Below are 20,836 nucleotides of genomic sequence, written 5' to 3'. Positions count from 1 at the left end.
AGAGTGGTTCTATGCAATAAGTGAAATAGCCCAAATTCTGGAGCAGGGATGCGCCAGCAGCGCCATCAGGGAAAATTTTACGGTATTTCGGATAAGAAATTTTTGTCAATATCTCAAGACTGCTGAAATTTTATTCATTCATGCTTTTGGCCCGCCCTCCCACTTTATCGCTAAAATGCCTTCATTCAAGTATCTGTACTAAGAACCTTTCATTCTCGCTGAGTGTTCAGTTAGCAATACGGACCGGTATCAGCTTTCTTTCTTGGGTGTTTTTCTTTCCGAGTTAGCAGATGGCGATGTCGTTGGCCCTGGAGAAGGTGCAGCCTTATTGGTGCGGGATTTAACCACAGCCGTTTGCGGTGATACTGTTTTACCCGATGGTGTCGGCGCTGACGGTTTTTCCTTGTCTGCCGAACCGTCTTTCTTTACGTTCGCCGATTTTTCATTGGAGGTAGAAGCTGTTGACGTTTCGTTTGCCTGCTGCTTTTCTGAAGCCTGTTTAGCAGCTAGCAACGCGACTTGCTCTACCAGCATGTCTAACTTGGCAGATAGTAACGCCAGTTGTTCTTCACGCCTGGGGGCCGGACGCCGGAACTTGGGCATTAACGAAAACAATGGGTTTGCTGCAACTAGCGTCTGTACCGAACTAAAAACATGTTCGGGACTAAAGCGTTCTCGCAGTCTCGCATCAATTGGCGTTCCTCGATGCTGCAGATCATCGAAGGTCTCCTGGGTTTGTTCAAGACGTTCCAGAACGGTTTTCGATAAAAAGAATATTTGTTCACCGACTAAACCGGCGCCAGCTTCAATCCATTCAAACAGAGAGGGAACGGGTTTATGATTTCGCTTCATAGTGACTCCAATTGGCGCTTACGCACATCCAAAAATAATGATGGCCGAATAGCCCGCTTGTTGATAGCCTTAGCGCAAGCTCAACTTCGTGCTATCAATTTTGCCACGGCCTCGGTTAAAGCATCCACCTTCGCGGTCAATTCTTCTATTTTCTTATCTGTATGATCTACGTCTAAACCCATTTTCTGGCGCACTTCACTAACACGATTTTCAACTTCATTTGTGGTTTCTTTAAATCTGGCTTTGGCGTCGTCCTCAAGGTTTTCTCCTTTTTTAACCAGATCATCAAACGCCTTGCTGGTATCAGCGCTGAATTTTTCGTACCGTTCCTGGGCTTCCTCTACACTTTTCCCGTACGCCCCCAGCCCAGCAAGCCAGATCTTACGTGCAAAATCTTCAGCTTCGCTGATTTTACTTTTAACTGAATCGTTCTTAATCATGCTGATTTATCCTTTTAACGAGGAATTCGTCGGTTATTAAAGCTTACATGATGTACCCCAAAGCACACCCACAACAGGAACGGCTTATAGTTGCCGCTTTTTATTCAGGCCATAGAATGCAGGCCAATAGTATTACCTTCTGTATCGGTAATTAATGAAATAAAACCGTATTCGCCTATCGACATTTTAGCTCGAGTTACACTACCACCTGCCGCGGCTACCCGGGATTCTTCTATCGCACAATCCTCACATGAAAAGTAAATAATTGTACTGTTTCCTCCCGGCGGATAGTGTTCCATTTTCACCAGCGAACCGCCCGCCCCGTATTGATCCATCTGTGAGGGAAAAGCCCACATCTCCAACTGTTCATCGGTAGGATCAGACAGCTGTTCCAGCGTTACCCTAAGTACAGCCTGATAAAATGCTTTTGCTCTTGCCATATCTTCTACATATATTTCAAACCACGCAATTGGGTTGTTGAGCATTTTGATTCTCCTGTTCGGACTTACAGAAATTGGTATAACAACCTGATGGTGACCAGATGAATATGTATAGCAGATATTTTTTCATCTGCAGAGTAATAAGAGATATCGCCCAAAGAAAAGATAATCCGCATTGGTGTGTGCTCACTCAGCGCTAGAAATTTTCAACTTTTAACAAGCCAGTTTCGTGAAGGTTGGTGGGGCTAAATTGAACGCAACTGGCGCAGCTCAAAGGTTGAAAAAGCCGCGCCCAAGGAAGATTTACAGCGTTTTCTGAATGCTGTTCTGACTATGACTCATACTTAAAAAGTTATGTAGAAGAAAAGACAAAAAGCCTCAACAACTAACCAACGTAAAAGCCAGCCGGGTTAATGTCGGGGTTAATGACGGGCTAAAACTAAATGTAGGTGACAAGCAAAACGGGAACGGAGAAAGCGCAATTTTTCTACGCTTGTGCCGCTTCTCATTCGTCAGAGAATAGTGAAAACAAGACAGTTTAAGGAATTAGTCGACAAGATCCTTTGGCATTTGATCGCGAATTTGCTGCCACACCTTGCCGCTTTCTATACCGTATTTACGAACAACCACAGGGACGGTGTCATATTCTCCGTTTTCTGCCACATCCAGCAGCTTTTGGTAAAACTGTCTGGCCACCTTGCGCGCTCCTTCATCAGAAAAGTAGTACCCACCAATCCGAGAATACAAGCCACGGAAACCGTTCATCATCAGAACAAAGACATTATTGTTAGATGCTAACGCTAAATCATGGTTCAGTTGATAATCGAACTGCGCAAACGCCAGGCCGTTTTCTTCAACATTTTTATAGCGAGCAATAATTTCAGCAGATTGCTGAGGATTGTTACGTATTGCGCCACGGATGAATACAGCACTTAAATTAGTACGTGCCGCCAGAAGATTATCAACCAACTCAGGAATGCCTTCTTGATCTAACCTGGCTAACGTCTCAAGAATATTGAGGCCACAGGTTTCCCAGAAATTATTCACTTTAGTGGGCTTTCCATGCTGAATTGTCAGCCACCCGTCACGCGCAAGCCTTTGTAATACTTCGCGTAAGGTTGTTCGCGTGACACCGATTAGCTCAGACAGCTCACGTTCCGCCGGCAAAATAGTGCCCGGCGGGAAGCGACCGCTCCAAATCGATTCCACGATATATTCTTCAGCAAATCCAGCCGGGCTCTGAGCCTTGTAAATCATAACTATTTCGCCTGAACATCTTTTTTATTTTCAAACTGATTGTACCAGATGCATTTTCGTTAACACAATCAATTAATCACTCATTAACTTGCTATTATACGATTGATGGCAGGTTATCTCCTTCCTCAACCCGCAATTTTAAGGTAGGCTGAATTCTGTTGGAGAATTCAGAAGCCTAAACCCTCTGAAAAACGAATCTCTGGCTGTTATTGCTTGCAATTTGCGATAACAATAATTACAAGAAAACTGCGAATATCGTCGACAAGTTGTAGAAGGATACAAAACGATGCAAACCTCCATGACCGTGGCTACTTATCGGAACTTTCTCGGCCATGCGCCCGACTGGTACAAAACGACGATCATTGGTTTCCTTATTGCCAACCCTTTACTGTTTATGGTGGATCCGTACCTGTCAGGTTGGATTTTGGTGATCGAATTTATATTTACGCTGGCAATGGCATTGAAATGCTACCCTCTACAGCCAGGAGGATTACTGCTTATTGAAGCGATGTTCATAGGCATGACCTCTCCCGAACATATGATGCATGAAATTGAAGTCAATCTGGAAGTATTGCTGCTACTCGTGTTCATGGTAGCGGGTATTTACTTTATGAAAGACCTTCTTATGTATCTGTTTACCAAGCTGGTCTTAAAGGTAAAAAATAAAATATTGTTGTCACTGTCGTTTATTATGGCATCGGCATTTCTATCGGCTTTTTTAGATGCTTTAACGGTGGTGGCGGTAATCATTAGTGTGGGGCTGGGTTTTTATACCATCTATCACAAAGTCGCTTCTGGAAAAGAATTTCATCATGATCACGATCACACCATGGATGATGGTGTGATTGAGCTGGGTCGTGACGACCTCGACAGCTTCCGCGCATTCCTGCGCAACCTGATGATGCACTCAGCTGTTGGTACCGCCTTGGGCGGCGTGATGACAATGGTAGGTGAACCACAGAACCTAATCATTGCTGATAAAGCCGGATGGGATTTCGGCGAGTTTTTTATTCGCATGGCACCTGTTTCAATTCCTGTATTTGTATTTGGTCTGCTTACGACCATGGTTCTTGAAAAGATGAGATGGTTTGGCTATGGCGCAAAGCTGCCTGAGCCAGTTCGTACCATTTTGACAAATTACAACAACCATATGGATCAGGAGCGTTCCAGTCGCGATAATGCCAAGCTCGCTGTACAAGCGATTATTGGTGTGTGGCTGGTGGTCGGCCTTGCCGGCCACTTTGCGTCGGTGGGGCTGATTGGCTTGTCAGTGATCGTACTTGCCACCTCAATGTCAGGCGTTATTGAAGAACACGCTTTAGGCAAAGCGTTCGAGGAAGCTCTCCCTTTCACAGCATTGTTATGCGTTTTCTTCGGAGTCGTTGCCGTAATTATCGACCAAGGACTATTTCAGCCGGTCATTCAATGGGTACTTTCTTTTGAAGGAGAAACCCAGATGGTAATGTTCTATCTGGCAAACGGCGTGTTGTCTATGGTCAGTGACAACGTATTTGTGGGTTCGGTATACATTACTGAAGTCATGTCTGCGCTGAACAACGGGCAAATTACCCGGGATCAGTTCGATATGCTGGCCGTGGCAATTAACACTGGAACTAACTTACCGAGCGTAGCAACACCAAATGGTCAAGCTGCTTTTCTGTTCATGCTGACATCGGCCATTGCGCCACTTTTACGGTTGTCCTATGGCAGAATGGTAATAATGGCACTGCCCTATACGCTAGTACTGACTCTGGTGGGGTTAGCGGCAACATATTTCGGGCTCGCTGATGCCACCCAGGCATTGTATGATATGCACCTAATTGAACATCATAGCGCTTCTGCTGCCGCTGGCGCGGAAGGTCATTAATCAAAGTCAGGTAATAAAACTACGATGATGTCGTTGGTATATGGAATGAGTCGCTGGGCAGAGCATAAGTCTGCCTGGTTGCTACTCTTTTTATCGTCGTTAGCGCTGGAAATAGCGGCGCTTTATTTTCAGTACGGGCTGGGGCTTGAGCCCTGCATCATGTGCATTTATCAACGCACAGCGATGTACGGCATCGTGTTTTCTTCACTACTGGTACTCATTTTCAATAACGGTATCACCCGCATGATCGGGTTTGCTGGCTGGGCCGTCTCTGCGGGCTGGGGCTGGATGATTGCTCGTGAGCATGTTGAAATTTTAAACGCCAGTAATCCCTTTTTTGCCAGCTGTGAAATTATTCCTAACTTCCCTTCGTTTATGCCGTTGCATGAATGGTTGCCGGCTGTTTTCGCTGCCAAAGGCGACTGTACGGAAGATAGCTGGCAATTCCTGGATATGGGAATGGCAGAGTGGATGATAATTATTTTTGGCATTTATTTCGTGCTCTTTTTGTTTGCCTTCGGATCGCGGTTGTTGGACAAGAAACTCTTTTGATCGACCTCACTATCCTGCCATCAAGGCTTCCTCCGATCCATACTACAAAAGGACCGATTACCATTCAACGTATCGGCTTTAAGCATACGGATATGTTGTGCGAAGCAGCACAGAAGTCCGTTCATCACGTTCGGCCATGGCTGGGTTCCGGTTGTTGTCCGGTCACACCTGTGGCTGCACGGCAGTGTATTGATGAGTTGGAGCAGAAACGCGAGAGGAGCTACGGCATAACCTATTTGTTAGTAATGGAAGACTCCTGTTTAGGAATGGGTCTGATAAATTATGTTCATCCGGTACACCGTAGCGCAAATCTGGGTTATTGGATTAGGCCTGAAGCATGCGGACAAGGCTTAGCTGTTGCCTTGTGTAAAAGCTTGCAAAAGCTGGCTTTTCTGCAAATGGATTTATGTCGACTGGAGCTTTATATCGAACCCAACAACAAAGCCAGCTTACGTGTAGCTGAAAAACTTGGGGCCGAGAAAGAGGGATTATGCCGTAAACGCATATTTGGTCGGGACGCTTTGCTTTACAGCCTTACGACATAGTACTGATCCACGGTTTAATCAATATCCTCTAGCGGCCAAATAGCAATATATTCTTCGAATTCTTCTAAATTCACATCGGTTTCAAATACTGTTTTACCTCTTATCGACATTCCACTTTTGTGCATTGCAGTTTTCTTCCCGCGATTGAGAAGTGGGTGCCATGATGGTAAGCCTCTGCCTTCGTGTAAACGTCGGTAACTGCAACTAGGCGGCATGAAAAAGATGTCTTTGAGGTTTTCTTTGGTCAATTTTACGCAATCAGGTACAAGCTGTGTGCGTTGAAAATACTGGCTGCAACTGCAGGTCTTCGTGTTTAGTAGTGAACAGGCAATATTGGTAAAGTGAACGTGTTCATTGGCGTTAATATGCGACGTTGGCGCCGCTTCTTCGGCTTCATCGTCATCAATAAATTTATGTAAGCAGCACTTTCCGCAGCCATCACAAAGTGCTTCCCACTGCTGCTCATTCATATCTTCCAGTGAAGTTGTTTCCCAAAATGGTTCGCTCATAATGCCTGCACACTTGTTTCTACAGTGATCTTGTCAGCTAACGTCGCTGAAACTGAATCTTCAGAAGTTAAAGGCCCCACTCCTTTTGGCGTACCTGTCAAAATAATATCACCAGCATCCAGTGTAAAAACACTAGACATATGACTAATCAAGTCCACGATGCCACGAAGCATCATGTTCGAATTTCCAGCCTGACGGGCCTCGCCGTTAACTGTTAGCGTAAACTCGATGTTCTGTAGGTCGGGAACTTGAGATATTGGAACAAAGCCCGATACGGGACAACTAAAATCGAAAGCCTTTGCTCTTTCCCAAGGATGCCCTTGCGCTTTCAGTGTACGCTGGACATCTCGCAACGTCAGATCCAGCGCTAAGCCGACTCCCCATATAGCAGCCTCTACATCATCATGAGTCGCATGACAAAGACGCTGTTTTAGTAATACTGCTATTTCAAGTTCATTGTGACATTCGCCTTTATCCGCAGGTATCGAAAGCGGCTGCGATAAATGGCATAACGCGTTTACGGGCTTCATAAATAACAATGGTTCAGCCGGTACCTCTGACTGCATTTCTTGTACATGATCCAGATAATTGCGCCCAACGCATACGACTTTTCCTAATGGTAAATCCACCGGTAAACCCAAACTGTCTAAATGCTGGTACATATCAGTAGCCTCGCTTTATACGGTCGGAAAGATACCCGACAGCTATACCGAAATAGCTTGAACGGTTCCATTTCATTAGTGTATGAAAGTTATTGTAGACCAGGTAAAGGCGCCCATCTTTACCATCAGGCATAATTAACGAAGCGGGAATATTGACATCAGGTAAGTCATTGCCATTATAGCGACGCACCCCTCTTGCCTGCCACGTGGATAACGGCACATACTCTTTTTTGTCCAACCCCGCATGCGTACCAGCATAGCCTTCGCGAAAAACAACCTGCCGCCCCCATGTACTTTGATCATCCCAACCTTCAGAAGATAAGAAGTGAGCTATTGACGCAAAAACATCCGCTTGATTGTTCCAGATATCTTTCTTACCGTCACCATCGTAATCTACTGCATAGGCAAGAAAAGAGGTTGGCATAAACTGGCTTTGCCCCATAGCGCCAGCCCAGGAGCCTTTGAAGCTTTCTACTGTCGTATGCCCTTCCTGCAAAATTTCTAAGGCAGCAAAAAACTGTTTCTTGAATAAGGTTTCCCGACGCCCTTCGTACGCCAAGGACGTCAACGCAGAAAGCACATCGAACTTGCCCTGGATTTTGCCAAAGTTAGATTCATTTCCCCACAACGCCACAATAAAACGAGGCTGAACACCGTACTTTTTGCCTATTTCCTCCAGTAGCGCCTGGTTCTTTTGATACAGCTCAACGGCCTGTTTCACCTTCCAATCGGGAACCCGCGTAGCCAGATAGGTATCCAGGGTGATCTTTTTTTCGGGCTGGTTACGATCCGATTTCACCACCGTGGGGCGAAACTGAATGTTAGCCATCACGTTTTCAAGAAAAGCATTCTCGTAGCCCTTCGCCGTGGCTTCTTGCTTGAGTTGTGTGAGATAACTCTTGAATCCGGCTTCGGTTTTTTCTTCTGCCCAAGCAAAATGAAAACTTATAAAATAAACGATTACAACAACATAAAACTTATGCACAAACACTCTCCAGACTACTTTTTATCCGGTTTAGCAGGCAATCCTATTGCTACTCGATGTTCCGCCAGCCAGTCTTCCTGTTTGGGCGGCATTTGGAGATAAAAACCTTTTTCCTGCAGCGCTAATTTAATATCCGCTACATCAATACCAGCAAGAGTCCGCCGCTTGTCGACCGGCACCACCATTACCAATTCAGGTTGGCCAAACTGTTTTAACAAAATTTCAGGTACATCCTGAAATGCGTCTTTGCCAGGCACATATAGCAACATGCCCTCTTTACGACGAGTTCTATAAACTGCACAAAGCATCATTCGGCAGCCTTCTGTAAAGGACGATGGTACTGCTTAACAGGACCAAGAAGATTTTCCAGCATAGGTTGGAAAAGTGGCTTGCGCCATCCGTTTAGAAGATCAGGTTGTAAACCCATGGCCTTTGTTTCGTCAATTTCAAACCACCACCATTTTAGGACCTGATTTATCTGCTTTTTAGAGGCGAGAATTTCCTCGCTGACACCTTGTTCAACGGCTATTTTGGAGCTGATTTCTTTTATGGCCGCCAAATATTTCTTGTATTCAGGAAAATCTATGAGCCGCTTTACCCGTGGTAGGTGCTCAGCAGGTGACATTTGGTTAAACTCCTCAAGAGCTTGATTAACGATATTCACGATAGCTTCACCATGCATACGCATAGTTTGAGGAGAAATCCCGTGCACTCGATTTAACGCCTTTTTGTCTTCCGGCAATTGCTGGGCCGCCTCAAATAAATGCGGCTCTTTGAACACAAAATTTAAGGCTATATCTTTATCACGAGCACGATTCAGACGCCACGCAGCCAGGTGTTGAAGTACTGTTAGTTGTCTGCTGTTCAACCGCCAGTTGTTTTTAATGAGTAAGTACGCATACTCCAAGGGCATAGAAGCACGCTTCTTTTCGGCCAAAGTTTGAATTTCTGCAAAAATCCAGTTGCGCTTTTCGCGGCCGTGAATCATACCGTTAAGCTGTTCATATGCAGGTAACAGGTACAACACGTCGTTGGCTGCGTAAGCCAGTTGGTTTTCGCTCAACGGACGAGCTAACCAGTCGGTGCGCGATTCCCCTTTATCCAAAACCACGCCACACAGCTCTTCAATTAATTTTGCGTAACCAATCGACGCCCCCAATCCCAGCACGCTGGCTGCAAACTGGGTATCGAATACCGGAAATGGAATAACGCCGAACGCGGCTAAAAAGGTCTCTAGATCTTCTGAGCACGAATGCAGTATCTTTACCACATCCTGATTTTCCAATAACAAGATAAAGGGAGAAAAGTCGGTAATGTCAAGAGGATCGATAAGCACCAGTTGCTGACCGTCAAACAACTGTATAAGCCCAAGGTGCGGCTTCAGTGTACGCGTGCGCACAAACTCGGTATCTAACGCTACCGCTTTACACTGCTGCGCGCGCTGGCAAGCCTCTGCCAATGCTTCATTAGAAGTGATTAATTGATAATCCATAATACGAAAGCAGCCGGCATTCGCCGGCTGCACCTCATTTTTAATTCAGGAGCTTAAGCCATTAATCGCGAAGTTCCCTACGCAGAATTTTCCCCACGTTGGTTTTAGGCAATTCATCTTTAAATACAACAAGTTTCGGCACTTTATATCCGGTCAGATTATTGCGGCAATGCGCTATAACCTGTTCAGCGGTCAAGGATGCATCTTTTTTTACGACAAAAAGCTTAACGGCTTCCCCACTCGCTTCATGAGGAATGCCAATCGCTGCTGCCTCAGCTATTCCGTCGTGCATCGCTGCCACTTCTTCAATTTCATTGGGAAAAACATTAAATCCCGATACGAGGATCATATCCTTTTTCCGATCAACAATATAGAAGTAACCGTTTTTATCTACCCTGGCGATATCGCCGGTGGCAAGCCAGTCATCCTTTAGAATTTCGCTTGTTTCGTTTGGTCGGTTGAAATAACCTTTCATTACCTGTGGCCCTTTTACCCACATTTCACCAGGTTCGCCTTCTGGCACTTCAATGCCATCATCGTTAAGCAAGCGAATATCAGTGGAAGGTACTGGTAAACCAATCGCCCCGGTATAGGCATCAATTTGCGGAGGATTAACGGCTACCACAGGCGAACATTCTGTCAGCCCATAGCCTTCTAACAATACGGTCCCGGTTACCTTATGCCACTTTTCGGCCACGGGACGTTGTACAGCCATGCCGCCACCCAAACCAAATTTAAACTTTGTGAAATCCAGTTCACTGAATCCAGGCGTGTTGAGTAACCCATTAAACAAGGTATTGACCCCGGGCAAAATAGCAAACGGATATTTCTTCAGCTCCTTCACAAATCCCGGCATATCACGAGGATTAGTTATCAATAAGTTAGGACAGCCGTACTTCAAAAATAACAGGCAGTTGGCCAGTAATGCGAAGATGTGGTAGAGCGGTAATGCGGTAACAACTAAATCCTCACCCGGCGTTATCACTGTTTCCAGAATTCCGGACACCTGCTCTAAGTTAGCGATCATATTGCGATGCGTCAGCATAGCGCCTTTCGATATCCCTGTGGTTCCCCCGGTATATTGCAAAAACGCTAACGATTCACCGGTAAGTTGCGGTTTTTTGTATGTCAGCGTCCTTCCTTCTTTCACTGCCGACATAAAGGAGCCTGCACCAGCAAGGGTAAATGCGGGCACCAACTTTTTAATATGCTTAACTACCGCATTTACGACCCAGCGTTTAGGGGCGGGAAACATATCTCCCAAAGAAGTCAGCAACGTGTGTTGAATGGGAGTATCTTTGATAACCTTTTCAAGCGTGGCAGCAAAATTTTCGACAATAATGATAGCTTTAGCATTAGAATCATTCAGCTGGTGCTTCAATTCGCGGCTGGTATAAAGTGGATTGACGTTAACCACCACCATACCCGCCCTTAACACACCAAACATAGCCACCGGATACTGCAGCAAATTCGGCATCATAATGGCGACAGCATCACCGCGCTCCAAACCGGAATGTTGCAGATAAGCAGCAAATTGTGCCGACAATGTATCCAATGTCGCAAACGACATTTTATGGCCCATATTAATGTAGGCCGTACAGTCACTGTATTTTTCCACCGACTGTTCAAAAATATCAATGATAGAAGAATAGCGATCAGGATCAATTTCTGCGGACACGCGAGAATCGTAATGCTTAAGCCAGGTTTTTTCCACAAACCCTCCGTCTATTATTATTTTGATCTAAGCGCTGGAAAACGTACAACATTCATCCATAACACCACTGGTCTGATTACTTGCGCATAGTATAGGATGAAGGCCTAAAGATAAACTTTCCAGTTTACAATTGTTCAACAAAATTACGGATTGCCGTACCCACCAGCTCAGGCTTTTCCATATGAATATGGTGCCCGCCCACAAAATATTCACATTGACTATTCTTAAACCAATGCTGACGCGCTTCATAACTGTTCTTCACTTCTTTGAAACTGTCACTCGCCGCTCCAAACCAAACCGGACATTGCACATTACGCATTAACGCCTCAGCCTGCTCTTCAGTTAAACGCACTGTGGAGACGGTACGTAATTTCGGATCGCTGGCCCAAAAACAATGTCCGCCTGCGTCTTGAGTAAGGTTACGGGAAATAATCGCTTTTGCATGTTCAGGCTTAATATCAGAAACGTTGCATCGCGCTTGCACAGCCTCCTCAAGATTGACGATGTTCAGGCGATTACGAGATTTTTTGAAACGGCTGAGGATGGATGTGCGGATCTGCTCAGCAATGGTGTCAGTTGGTTTCGTTAGCGGGCCGCAGGCATCGATACTTATTACCCCTTTTACTTGTTCGGGAAACGTTGCTGCATACATGGTAGCCAAAATTCCGCCCAGGCTGTGTCCAAGCAGGATCACGTTGTTAAACTCGTAATGATCCAGCAGAGAATACAAATCTTGAAGATAATCTACCAGATTATAATGCGAGCCGTGGGGGCGATGGGTGGAAGTACCATGACCCGCCAGGTCGAGCGAAATGAAACGATATTGAGTAAGATAAGGAAACAACGGCTCCAGGCTCGCAGCATTATCAAGAAAACCATGAAGGCCAATAATAACCTGCCCTTCTCCTTGGTTATCCAGCCCGCCGAGTGTTAGCGGACCCGCGTGAAATTCTGTTTCAATCATGACACACCTTACGGAAATTAAATGCCGAAAAAGCGGCAATATGTTGCCGCTTATTTACCAATGGATGCCGCTTTTCAAAAAGGTTATTTACGATCAACCTTAACATCTCGAGATATCGAAGAACGGCTGGACGAGGAACTGCTTCTCTTCACCGCAGGGGTAGGTTGCGGTTTCACGGTAGGCCGAAAATTACTACGTTCAATAACTCTTACCCGCGAATGCCCAAATCCGTTCATGCCGAATCCCCAGCCTGGACGATAAAATGGATGGTAGAAAGGAGAATACCAGCCAGTTCCATAATTGAAGTATAGTGTAGAAACGTCATAAACGGTTTCTTTACGCCATAAATGATAGTCCTGCACATTTAGAGTAGGGTACATATAAGGTTGTTCGCCCACCATCCCCGCAGTGGGTTGTTCTACTGAACCAACGAAAGTAATTGGACGACCTTCCTCAAAGATAATAGGATCCACGAAGCCGTTTATCTGGGCTTTAAAGCGGCCTATTGTATCTTCGCTTGTATTAGGTTTGCCGTAATGGTTAACCGGAAAATGAACGACTTCAATCAAGGTCTTTTGGGGCTTATTCTCCACTCCCACAATAATACCGCCCCATCTTGCAGTCTGACCACGAACAGCGTCGCCGCCCGTCACGGCCCGATTATAAGAAACCAGTTGCGTACCTTCTGGCACTTCAAGGCTTTCGGGCACTAATGCACAGCCCGATAATACCAATATAAATGAAATTGCGATTAACCGAAGAAACATAAATTTACCTCAGTGCTTCTGATGAGATTCAATACGCATATTATCCAATAAAAGACTGAATAAAAGCTGAATGTCAGCGATGGATAGTGTCACGCGAAGATATCTACGCCCAACAATTGCCGGACATTTTCTCGCTGCGCTTCTCTGTCCAGGCTTAAATAGGCGGTGACAGCTTCCTGCCCTTTGCCCTCAGGCTGGTCGTATCCGCTTTGTTGCTGAAAAGTTCTGGCACTATTTAGTGCATCATCGGTTTTTGCAGCATTGACAACGCCTTCAGATATTACAGGATCGACAGCATTCCCCGTTGAAGAGGTGTCAGGTACGCGCTCGACTTTGCTACGCGGAGGCGCTTGGTCGGGGCGAATAATCTGTAAAGAAGGTTTTATTTCCATTTTCACATCTGGTCGTTAAAAAATCTTTTGCGCAAGAGATACTATCGAGACAGCGTTAGGGCCGGTAAGAGAAGACCGGCAAAAATCAATTTAGTTCAGCAAATTTTATGCCCTATTCCTTGCCCGGGAGTTTTTTCCATGTAACAGTATCTCGCAAATATACCGGTAGTGCTTCTTCAGCAGTTTTGCCTTCTCCGCGTATTAACGCCACTTTTGCCAGTGCCAGCATGTATTCAGCAGCAGGATAAAGAGCAGCCACCTTTCGTGCACCCATTTTTTCTTCAAGTGCGGGATATGCCTGCCACCCAGTCCCCACTGCAGTATAACTGTCACTGTCAATTAATTCACATGCCGCTTCAGGCGAGCAAACTTGCTCGGACTGGTGCGCATCAACAACACCGTCGTTACTGGAAAAAACACCAAAGTACACTTCCCCCATTCGGGCATCAATGGCGGCAAAAACCGTCTCAGCCTGGTGTTGTACTACAGCCTGCTGCGCCATGGCAGCTAATGTGCTAACTCCAACTACAGGCAACTGCGAGCCTAATGCCAAACCTTGTATCATGCCGGTGGCAATCCGTACGCCGGTAAAGCTTCCGGGCCCCCGCCCAAACGCCAGTCCATCTAACTGGGATAGTTTTACGCCAGCTTCTTTTAAAACACTATCAACCATCGGTAGAAGCTTCTGGCTATGTTGCTGCGGACAGATTTCAAAACGGCTGATAACGGTGTTTTCCAGCAGTAAAGCTACTGAGCAGGCTTCTGTCGCGGTATCAATGGCTAAAATATTCATGTGACTTCCAGTGCGGTTAATCTATTTTCGCTAAAAATGCTTCAACCTGCTCAAGAGACCGGGTACGCCGCATATCCGGCAGGCTGGAAATAAAAGTTTGAGCATAGGGTTTGGTAACCAATCGGTTATCACAAATTACCAGAACGCCTTTATCTGTGGGATCTCGGATTAATCGTCCTGCCCCCTGTTTAAGCGTAATAACAGCCTGCGGTATCTGAATAGCCGCAAAAGGATTCGCTCCCCGCTTTTTAACATCTTCAATCCGGGCTTGCAGCAATGGATCATCCGGTGACGCAAAGGGTAATTTGTCAATCATGACACAGACCAAATCGCTGCCACGTACATCCACACCTTCCCAGAATGCGCCGGTTCCTAACAACACTGCATTTTCGTTCGCCAGATACTCGCTCAGGAGAGCCTGCTTGGTAGTTGTGCCCTGCACCAACAATGGATTTTCTACGGCGGTTTCAAGGCGGCCGGCAATTTCATTTAACATCGCATGACTGGTAAACAACAAAAAGCAGCGCCCACGGCTTGCTTTAATTAGTGTTTTTGCGGTCTCAAAAAGCGTTTCCCGCATCTTGAAGCTATTAGGTTCAGGTAGATAGCGGGGGACGCAGAGTAGCGCCTGATTCTGGTAATCAAAGGGGCTTTCCAGTCCTAACGTTTTCGCATCTTCCAAACCCATGCGGCGCTGAAAGTGTTCGAATCCGCCGTTAACCATCAAGGTTGCAGAAGTAAACACCCAGCCCCGTGGTGGTGAAGACACGAATCGCCGAAACTTGGCAGCAATAGATAAAGGAGTTAAGTGCAGTACGATATGTCGAGGCGTTGTCTCATACCATAAGCTCACCCCATCCTGCTTGTCATCCCGCAGCGCATCCAACCGCTCTCGCGCTTCTACTATTCGCTCGTAAAGATTATCCAGATCTTTGTCTCGACCAATGTGCAGGCGAGAAACTTCATGCAACACACCTAACGCATCAGCCAGGCGGCTTACCTGCTCTCGCACTTCGTCTCGTTGCAATGCTTCCTGCCAGTTCCCCCGCTGCGGCGAATCTGGAAACAGTAGCCGCAAATCCGACGCTATCATACGGCACTTATCTGCTGCTTTGTCGAGTTGTCCTGCATCTTTGAGAACGGTACGAAACAGCAAGGTAATATCTTTTGCCATATCGTGGATCTGCCGGGTTGACAGCGACTCACCAAAATAATCGCTGGCGATATCGGGAATTTGATGTGCTTCATCAAAAATAATGGCATCTGCTTCAGGGATCAATTCACCAAAACCTGTGTCTTTTAACGCCATGTCCGCAAAAAATAAATGGTGATTCACCACGATCACATCCGCATCAAGGGCTTTGCGACGGGCTTTTACCAGATAGCATTCTTCATAATCAGGGCAGTCTCTTCCCAGGCAGTTATCCACCGTAGAGGTAACCAAGGGGATGACTTTTGCGTCCTCAGGTAAGGTTTTTAATTCACCGATATCGCCGCTTTTGGTGGTATTAGCCCAGATTTTTACTGTTGAAAGCTGATGGAGTACATCTTTTTCTACTAACGTTGAATTGCCGCCATGCTGCGCCATTCGGTGAATACAGAGATAATTGGCGCGGCCTTTTAACAGTGCCGTTTTACGATGGCTCCCCATGGCTTTTTTTATAACGGGAAGATCCCGGTGATATAATTGCTCCTGCAGATTTTTGGTCCCTGTGGAGATGATGGCCTTACCGCTGATCTGAAGCGCTGGGCCAAGGTAGGCAAAAGTTTTTCCAGTGCCAGTTCCCGCTTCCACTACCAGACAGTGATTATTATCCAACGCATCTTTGACTGCATCGGCCATGTCGGTTTGCGCCTTACGGGGAACAAAGCCAGAAATGGCTTTTGCCAAAAGACCATCGGCAGAAAAGAGTGTCGAAATCGAGGCCATATCGTTCAGGTTCAACTGCAAAAGGCGGCATTATGCCAGATAATTTATCCTGGTGGTGGAATAGATAACATTCTCTGGCCTACCTGACCTGTTGCGACTCGGTAGAACCTTTCACTCGTCGCCGATACTCACAAATATATTTTCCCGCGCTAGCGTTTCTCCACTAACACCTTATATTCCCACGGCTGTAAAGTCAGCGCCTGTTCATCACTCAGCTTCACGGCTTTTTCAGATAGCGCGTTAATATAGTTGCCAGCAAAGAGTTCAGAGTCGAATTCGGCCTCGGCGGTAGTCTTGGATAAGTTTAGGATAACCAACACTTTTTCATTACCTTTCATGCGCACAAAACTGAAAACTTGTGACATGGAAGAATTGGGAACCTGAATCATGGTGGCGCCAAAAGGACCATTCCACAGTGCAGGAATGGACTTCTTTACTGCGATTAGCCGTTTGTATAAATCACCCATGGCATGATCCTGCCATTGAATCGGGTCCCGTTCAAAAAAAGCCAGACGCTTTGTTTCTCCAGCTTCCTGACCATTATGAATTAGTGGCATGCCTTCACCGATAACCGACAGCACTACGGCTGCTTCCAAAGCCTCGCCGAATTGTTCTTGTGGTGTACCAGCCCATGCATTCTTATCGTGATTACTGACGAAGGTCATGCGATAAGCGCTTTTAGGCCAGGAGCGCTCATTCCATGAATAGTATTTTCTTAACTTTTCTAAAGGCAGTCTCGTCTGCGCGATTCCTTGAACAGTTTCGTACCAGCTCCACCCGTATGTCATGTTGAATGCTCTTTCATGCATATCCCGGTCTTCCCATTCAGCCAGCATAAATACCGGCTTAATGGCATCTAATACTTCCCTCGCCTGCTCCCAGAAATCTTTAGGTACGTAGCCTGCCACATCGCAACGATAACCATCAATATCGAATTCTTTTACCCAATAGCTAAGCGCCTCAATCATATAGGTTCTAAGGCCAGCCTGGTCATAATCAAATTCTATGATGTCATCCCAGTCCCACCAGGGAGACGGTCGAAAATCTCCTTTAAAATCTTTGGCGTACCACTCTGGATGGCTACTGACCAGGTGGTTATCCCACGCGCTATGGTTGGGCACCCAATCAAGAATAACTTTCATATCAAGCGCATGAATAGCCGCGATCAAATCCTTTAGGTCGTCCTGATTGCCAAATTCAGGATTGACACCGTAGAAGTCTTTCACTGCGTAAGGACTTCCCAATTCTCCCTTTTTATTCATTTCACCAATGGGATGAACTGGCATCAGCCATATGATGTCCGCTTCCAACGCCCTGATATGCTGAAGTTTTGCTTGCACCCCTGCAAAGGTCCCTTCCTGACTGAACTGACGAGTGTTCACCTGATATATAATGGCATGTTTAGACCACTCCGGTTGCTCTAACAGATAAGGAGAATTAGGAGGATAAGGGTGAGTCGACATGAAACCTCTCCAGAATTGAGTTGCGTCTTGATTGAAAATGATTGCCAGGATACGAACAAAGGTTTCTACGCACGAACGCCTAAAGTGATTACTCTAGCTAGAGATATTGCGCGACAACGATGAAACCCGCTTTAACCGATGTGGCTAGGGTCAGTTGACAGTAAGGAAAGTCGGCGTGGGAAATTCCCCTCCCTCAAACCAACAATTAATGTGCTACCTTTAAAGAGCAATGTAAAAACGTAAAACTAGGTGAGAGGCTATGGTGGCCGTGAAGCAGCAAGACCTGACATTGCATATTCTATTACTTCCGAACCGATCCGCGAGTTGGAGGGAGGTGAAACGCTTGCTGTTAATAATGGCTTTTCCTATTTTTATTATTGCTGTTGCCTGGTCATTAACAGGTGCATGGCTCATCCTCCCTTTCGCCGGGTTAGAGTTTGGTTTATTGGCGTTTTTGATGTACCGGGTTTCTCTCTATACTTACCAGGAACAATTAATTATTCTTTCTCCGAACGTCATCATTATTGAAACGGGTTACCGCCACAAAAAGATACTTAAGATAAAGCGTCATGAATGCTTTGTGGATTTTCGAGAGTCAGAGGACGACTGGCAGCTACCCGGTATTTTTATGCATTGTGGCGAGCAGCGCGTTGAAGTGGGTATATTCCTAAATTTACCGGACAAAAAAGAATTGCGAAGGCATTTGGAACAGGCCGGGCTTCCCGTCTGCAGAACACATTGGTGGAAACAATAGGTGATGAGGTAATGGAAAAACTTGATATTGTTGTCTACGGAGCCACCAGCTTTATTGGTCAGATCATCGCGCGCTTTATGGCAAAAACCCCGAAGACAAGCGCTATCCGCTGGGCAATCGCAGGTAGAGATAAAGTAAAGCTTCGTCACCTGGCTGATTCGCTCGCATCCTTTCTGCCTGCACCGCCGCCGGTTTTAATTGCCGATAGCGACGACCCCGCCTCACTACACGCTATGTGTGAACAAACAAAAGTAATATTAACCACCGTAGGGCCTTTTGCTACATTTGGTGAACCTCTTGTTAAAGCCTGTGTAGCCAATGGGACGGATTACGTGGATTTAACTGGTGAGCCTCAGTGGATTGCAAAAATGCTTTCCCGCTACGAAGATAAAGCAAAACAATCTGGCGCACGCATTGTGCATAGTTGTGGGTTTGATTCTGTTCCTTCAGATCTGGGCGTTTATTATTTGCAACAGGAGAGTCAGCGGCTTTTTAGTGAGCCCTGCCAACACGTATACATGCGCGTAAAGCGAATGCGCGGTGGTATTTCTGGCGGAACTGTCGCCAGCATGCTAACTCTGTTTACTGAACTACGGCATAACAAGAAAGCCCGAGCGGCAGTGGCAACACCTTTTGCGTTATGCCCAGCGCATTTTCGTCCCTCAGTACGACAACCTTCTTTGAAGCGAGCAAAATACGATCACTACACGGGCAGGTGGATTGCCCCGTTTATAATGTCAGCCATCAATACTCGCATCGTACATCGTTCTAACGCCTTACTTAATGCTGAATATTGCGAAGACTTCACCTATCAGGAAGCAATGGTCACGGGTGCCGGACTAAAAGGTGCACTTCGCGCCTGGGGTTATACATTTGCTATAGGCGCTTTCGCGCTTGCAGCCTCAATTCCTCCTGCCCGCAAAGTTCTGTTAGAGCGCTGGCTGCCGCAATCTGGTGAAGGTCCATCTGAAAAAGCTCGCAACAAAGGCTTTTTCGATATCTGGTTTTACGGTGAAACGATATCGGGAAAACGCCTTACCGCCAGAGTCACGGGAGACAAAGATCCCGGCTACGGCTCCAGCTCACAAATCATCAGTGAAGTTGCACATGTTTTGGCTACAGATCACGTGGTACGTCGACTGCCGGGCGGGTTTTACACTCCTGCAAGCTGTTTTAAATCTGCGCTTTTTGAGCCGCTTTGCGAATCGGCAGGAATAACCTTTGAGATTATACCAGCTCCGTCTCTACCGATACGTTAGAAAGCTAATGGGTTTTCTCCGTGTTTGCTCAAACAATAACAGTGGCTGCATCTATTACAGTTGTGACAGTTCCCATTCCGCAGTACATTGCTAACTTTTCCAGGATTCATCGCAAAGGATGTAGAGTTAATGCGTAAGTTTATTTTATCAGCGTGTGCGGCTGCACTAGCAACTTCTGTTCAAGCTGCTTCCGTTTGGAAAGTGGAAAACGGTTCCAATACGCTATATTTGGGTGGAACCTTGCATATTTTGAGTCCGTCGGACTACCCGCTCCCCGCTCCCTATGAAGAAGCTTATAAAGAAGCAGATACCCTGGTATTTGAAACCGATATCGGCGCTCTTACGTCACCCGAATTTGCTGAAAAGTCTGCTAGCTTGTTGACTTACAGCGGTACTAAGACGCTGAAAGATAATATTAATGATAAAACGCTGGCGGCACTTGCTGAGCACCTGAAAAGTCGCGGCGTGCCTCTTGAGCGTTTTATGAAATTGAAACCTGCGTTAGTCGGTATTTCGTTAAGCCTGATGGAATATCAGCGAATAGGGCTCACCAGCCAAGGTGTCGATAATTATTTTTACACTAAAGGCATGGGAGAAGGTAAGACGCTGGACTGGTTCGAAACACCTGAAGATCAGTTAGGTTTTATTGTAAAACTAGGTGAAGGCGAAGAAGACGCATATATTCAGTATACACTGGATGACTTAGAAAAAATGCCAGGTATGGTCGGAGAAATGAAAGAAGATTGGCGAAAGGGTGACATGGCATCCCTTTATGTAAACAACATCGAAGAAATTGTGGCTGAGTATCCCTCTATCTATGAAAACCTACTTACTGAGCGTAATACTAACTGGCTTCCAAAGTTGAAAGCGTTAATGGCTACCCCTGAAACCGAATTTGTTTTAGTAGGGACTTTACATATGCCGGGCAAAGATGGTGTTTTAGATTTATTAAAGCGTGAAGGTTATACGATTACTCAACTGTCTGAGTAATCTACATTTGCTCGTATGCTCTTCCCCTCTCTTGAGGGAGCGTATAAATTCTTCTGAATAATAATAACCCGCTTTTCCTTGAGCTCGCCCTCTCTGCATCTGCCATATTCGCACGTACTTCCAAAGCGCACGAATATTGCATCGACTTGGGAAAGTAACAGTAAAGCCTGTTAAATACATCTGTTTGCTGTAAATGACACTTGTTATGG

Annotated in this window: 22 protein-coding genes; 6 read left to right on the top strand and 16 right to left on the bottom strand. The window is 46.0% G+C overall.

The window, feature by feature from the left end; all coding sequences use genetic code 11:
* Window positions 1–249 precede the first annotated feature (249 nt).
* The 4 genes from CA267_RS16355 to fadR all read right to left on the bottom strand — a co-directional run bounded on the left by CA267_RS16355 (window position 250) and on the right by fadR (window position 2,989).
* Window positions 250–852: a superantigen-like protein SSL4 gene (locus CA267_RS16355; protein ID WP_075609796.1), complete on the bottom strand. Its 603-nt coding sequence runs from the start codon at window positions 850–852 to the stop codon at window positions 250–252.
* An 80-nt stretch (window positions 853–932) separates the two neighbouring features.
* Window positions 933–1,292, bottom strand: a complete 360-nt coding sequence (locus CA267_RS16350) for a phasin-related domain-containing protein (RefSeq protein WP_075609797.1) — start codon at window positions 1,290–1,292, stop codon at window positions 933–935.
* Window positions 1,293–1,396: 104 nt separating this feature from the next.
* A complete protein-coding gene (locus CA267_RS16345) occupies window positions 1,397–1,777 on the bottom strand; it encodes a VOC family protein (protein ID WP_075609798.1) in 381 nt (126 codons plus the stop codon).
* Between the two features lie 501 nt (window positions 1,778–2,278).
* Entirely contained in the window at window positions 2,279–2,989 is a 711-nt protein-coding gene (gene fadR / locus CA267_RS16340; RefSeq protein ID WP_075609799.1) for a fatty acid metabolism transcriptional regulator FadR, read from the bottom strand.
* Window positions 2,990–3,275: 286 nt separating this feature from the next.
* Between fadR and nhaB the strand changes: the two genes are divergently transcribed.
* From nhaB to CA267_RS16325, 3 genes are all read left to right on the top strand, one after another.
* Window positions 3,276–4,856, top strand: a complete 1,581-nt coding sequence (nhaB, locus tag CA267_RS16335) for a sodium/proton antiporter NhaB (RefSeq protein WP_075609800.1) — start codon at window positions 3,276–3,278, stop codon at window positions 4,854–4,856.
* A gap of 27 nt (window positions 4,857–4,883) precedes the next feature.
* The gene (dsbB, locus tag CA267_RS16330; protein ID WP_408609423.1) at window positions 4,884–5,408 is read left to right on the top strand and encodes a disulfide bond formation protein DsbB; all 525 of its coding nucleotides are present in this window, start codon (window positions 4,884–4,886) and stop codon (window positions 5,406–5,408) included.
* A gap of 92 nt (window positions 5,409–5,500) precedes the next feature.
* Window positions 5,501–5,953 (top strand): GNAT family N-acetyltransferase, encoded by a 453-nt coding sequence (locus tag CA267_RS16325; protein WP_232367566.1) that lies wholly within the window; start codon window positions 5,501–5,503, stop codon window positions 5,951–5,953.
* Between the two features lie 14 nt (window positions 5,954–5,967).
* Here CA267_RS16325 and CA267_RS16320 read toward each other — a convergent pair whose 3' ends face one another.
* The 12 genes from CA267_RS16320 to CA267_RS16265 form a co-directional block, all read right to left on the bottom strand.
* Window positions 5,968–6,462, bottom strand: coding sequence for a YcgN family cysteine cluster protein (locus tag CA267_RS16320; RefSeq protein ID WP_075609803.1), 495 nt, complete (start codon window positions 6,460–6,462; stop codon window positions 5,968–5,970).
* Window positions 6,459–7,124, bottom strand: coding sequence for a fumarylacetoacetate hydrolase family protein (locus CA267_RS16315; protein WP_075609804.1), 666 nt, complete (start codon window positions 7,122–7,124; stop codon window positions 6,459–6,461). Before CA267_RS16315 ends, CA267_RS16320 begins: the two co-directional genes overlap by 4 nt.
* A gap of 1 nt (window position 7,125) precedes the next feature.
* On the bottom strand, window positions 7,126–8,085 hold the full coding sequence (locus tag CA267_RS16310) for a lytic murein transglycosylase (protein ID WP_408609422.1): 960 nt from the start codon (window positions 8,083–8,085) through the stop codon (window positions 7,126–7,128).
* 38 nt (window positions 8,086–8,123) lie between these two features.
* Window positions 8,124–8,417, bottom strand: coding sequence for a YcgL domain-containing protein (locus tag CA267_RS16305; protein WP_075610101.1), 294 nt, complete (start codon window positions 8,415–8,417; stop codon window positions 8,124–8,126).
* Window positions 8,417–9,601 carry a ribonuclease D gene (gene rnd / locus CA267_RS16300; protein ID WP_075610102.1) on the bottom strand — a complete coding sequence of 395 codons (1,185 nt, stop codon included), beginning with the start codon at window positions 9,599–9,601 and terminating at the stop codon, window positions 8,417–8,419. The genes CA267_RS16305 and rnd overlap by 1 nt, the downstream gene beginning before the upstream one ends.
* 61 nt (window positions 9,602–9,662) lie before the next feature.
* Window positions 9,663–11,315 carry a long-chain-fatty-acid--CoA ligase FadD gene (gene fadD / locus CA267_RS16295; RefSeq protein WP_075609806.1) on the bottom strand — a complete coding sequence of 551 codons (1,653 nt, stop codon included), beginning with the start codon at window positions 11,313–11,315 and terminating at the stop codon, window positions 9,663–9,665.
* A gap of 124 nt (window positions 11,316–11,439) precedes the next feature.
* Window positions 11,440–12,279, bottom strand: a complete 840-nt coding sequence (locus CA267_RS16290) for an alpha/beta fold hydrolase (RefSeq protein ID WP_075609807.1) — start codon at window positions 12,277–12,279, stop codon at window positions 11,440–11,442.
* Window positions 12,280–12,362: 83 nt separating this feature from the next.
* Entirely contained in the window at window positions 12,363–13,046 is a 684-nt protein-coding gene (locus CA267_RS16285) for a Slp family lipoprotein (protein ID WP_075609808.1), read from the bottom strand.
* 89 nt (window positions 13,047–13,135) lie between these two features.
* Window positions 13,136–13,438, bottom strand: a complete 303-nt coding sequence (locus CA267_RS16280) for a hypothetical protein (protein WP_075609809.1) — start codon at window positions 13,436–13,438, stop codon at window positions 13,136–13,138.
* A gap of 112 nt (window positions 13,439–13,550) precedes the next feature.
* The gene (gene tsaB / locus CA267_RS16275) at window positions 13,551–14,231 is read right to left on the bottom strand and encodes a tRNA (adenosine(37)-N6)-threonylcarbamoyltransferase complex dimerization subunit type 1 TsaB (protein ID WP_075609810.1); all 681 of its coding nucleotides are present in this window, start codon (window positions 14,229–14,231) and stop codon (window positions 13,551–13,553) included.
* Between the two features lie 16 nt (window positions 14,232–14,247).
* The gene (locus CA267_RS16270) at window positions 14,248–16,161 is read right to left on the bottom strand and encodes an ATP-dependent DNA helicase (RefSeq protein ID WP_075610103.1); all 1,914 of its coding nucleotides are present in this window, start codon (window positions 16,159–16,161) and stop codon (window positions 14,248–14,250) included.
* A gap of 149 nt (window positions 16,162–16,310) precedes the next feature.
* Entirely contained in the window at window positions 16,311–17,624 is a 1,314-nt protein-coding gene (locus tag CA267_RS16265) for an alpha-amylase family glycosyl hydrolase (RefSeq protein WP_075609811.1), read from the bottom strand.
* Window positions 17,625–17,883: 259 nt separating this feature from the next.
* On the opposite strand from CA267_RS16265, the gene CA267_RS16260 reads away from it, so the two are divergent.
* The 3 genes from CA267_RS16260 to CA267_RS16250 all read left to right on the top strand — a co-directional run bounded on the left by CA267_RS16260 (window position 17,884) and on the right by CA267_RS16250 (window position 20,627).
* The gene (locus CA267_RS16260; protein ID WP_075609812.1) at window positions 17,884–18,378 is read left to right on the top strand and encodes a DUF2244 domain-containing protein; all 495 of its coding nucleotides are present in this window, start codon (window positions 17,884–17,886) and stop codon (window positions 18,376–18,378) included.
* A gap of 11 nt (window positions 18,379–18,389) precedes the next feature.
* Complete coding sequence (locus CA267_RS16255) at window positions 18,390–19,637, top strand: saccharopine dehydrogenase family protein (RefSeq protein WP_075610104.1); 1,248 nt, start codon at window positions 18,390–18,392, stop codon at window positions 19,635–19,637.
* A 129-nt stretch (window positions 19,638–19,766) separates the two neighbouring features.
* Window positions 19,767–20,627, top strand: a complete 861-nt coding sequence (locus CA267_RS16250; protein ID WP_075609813.1) for a TraB/GumN family protein — start codon at window positions 19,767–19,769, stop codon at window positions 20,625–20,627.
* The last annotated feature ends 209 nt before the right edge of the window (window positions 20,628–20,836 follow it).

Source organism: Alteromonas pelagimontana, from assembly GCF_002499975.2.
GTDB classification, from domain to species: Bacteria; Pseudomonadota; Gammaproteobacteria; order Enterobacterales; family Alteromonadaceae; genus Alteromonas; species Alteromonas pelagimontana.
Note: the sequence above shows the minus strand (reverse complement) of the source record. Positions and strands in the feature narration are given on the sequence as shown.

What these genes read in the sequence shown, in the direction of transcription:
- CA267_RS16355 (WP_075609796.1), bottom strand. Translation starts at nt 852, where the DNA reads ATGAAGCGAAATCATAAACCCGTTCCCTCTCTGTTTGAATGGATTGAA.
- CA267_RS16350 (WP_075609797.1), bottom strand. Translation starts at nt 1,292, where the DNA reads ATGATTAAGAACGATTCAGTTAAAAGTAAAATCAGCGAAGCTGAAGAT.
- CA267_RS16345 (WP_075609798.1), bottom strand. Translation starts at nt 1,777, where the DNA reads ATGCTCAACAACCCAATTGCGTGGTTTGAAATATATGTAGAAGATATG.
- fadR (WP_075609799.1), bottom strand. Translation starts at nt 2,989, where the DNA reads ATGATTTACAAGGCTCAGAGCCCGGCTGGATTTGCTGAAGAATATATC.
- nhaB (WP_075609800.1), top strand. Translation starts at nt 3,276, where the DNA reads ATGCAAACCTCCATGACCGTGGCTACTTATCGGAACTTTCTCGGCCAT.
- dsbB (WP_408609423.1), top strand. Translation starts at nt 4,884, where the DNA reads ATGTCGTTGGTATATGGAATGAGTCGCTGGGCAGAGCATAAGTCTGCC.
- CA267_RS16325 (WP_232367566.1), top strand. Translation starts at nt 5,501, where the DNA reads ATGTTGTGCGAAGCAGCACAGAAGTCCGTTCATCACGTTCGGCCATGG.
- CA267_RS16320 (WP_075609803.1), bottom strand. Translation starts at nt 6,462, where the DNA reads ATGAGCGAACCATTTTGGGAAACAACTTCACTGGAAGATATGAATGAG.
- CA267_RS16315 (WP_075609804.1), bottom strand. Translation starts at nt 7,124, where the DNA reads ATGTACCAGCATTTAGACAGTTTGGGTTTACCGGTGGATTTACCATTA.
- CA267_RS16305 (WP_075610101.1), bottom strand. Translation starts at nt 8,417, where the DNA reads ATGCTTTGTGCAGTTTATAGAACTCGTCGTAAAGAGGGCATGTTGCTA.
- rnd (WP_075610102.1), bottom strand. Translation starts at nt 9,601, where the DNA reads ATGGATTATCAATTAATCACTTCTAATGAAGCATTGGCAGAGGCTTGC.
- CA267_RS16290 (WP_075609807.1), bottom strand. Translation starts at nt 12,279, where the DNA reads ATGATTGAAACAGAATTTCACGCGGGTCCGCTAACACTCGGCGGGCTG.
- CA267_RS16285 (WP_075609808.1), bottom strand. Translation starts at nt 13,046, where the DNA reads ATGTTTCTTCGGTTAATCGCAATTTCATTTATATTGGTATTATCGGGC.
- CA267_RS16280 (WP_075609809.1), bottom strand. Translation starts at nt 13,438, where the DNA reads ATGGAAATAAAACCTTCTTTACAGATTATTCGCCCCGACCAAGCGCCT.
- tsaB (WP_075609810.1), bottom strand. Translation starts at nt 14,231, where the DNA reads ATGAATATTTTAGCCATTGATACCGCGACAGAAGCCTGCTCAGTAGCT.
- CA267_RS16270 (WP_075610103.1), bottom strand. Translation starts at nt 16,161, where the DNA reads ATGGCCTCGATTTCGACACTCTTTTCTGCCGATGGTCTTTTGGCAAAA.
- CA267_RS16265 (WP_075609811.1), bottom strand. Translation starts at nt 17,624, where the DNA reads ATGTCGACTCACCCTTATCCTCCTAATTCTCCTTATCTGTTAGAGCAA.
- CA267_RS16260 (WP_075609812.1), top strand. Translation starts at nt 17,884, where the DNA reads ATGGTGGCCGTGAAGCAGCAAGACCTGACATTGCATATTCTATTACTT.
- CA267_RS16255 (WP_075610104.1), top strand. Translation starts at nt 18,390, where the DNA reads ATGGAAAAACTTGATATTGTTGTCTACGGAGCCACCAGCTTTATTGGT.
- CA267_RS16250 (WP_075609813.1), top strand. Translation starts at nt 19,767, where the DNA reads ATGCGTAAGTTTATTTTATCAGCGTGTGCGGCTGCACTAGCAACTTCT.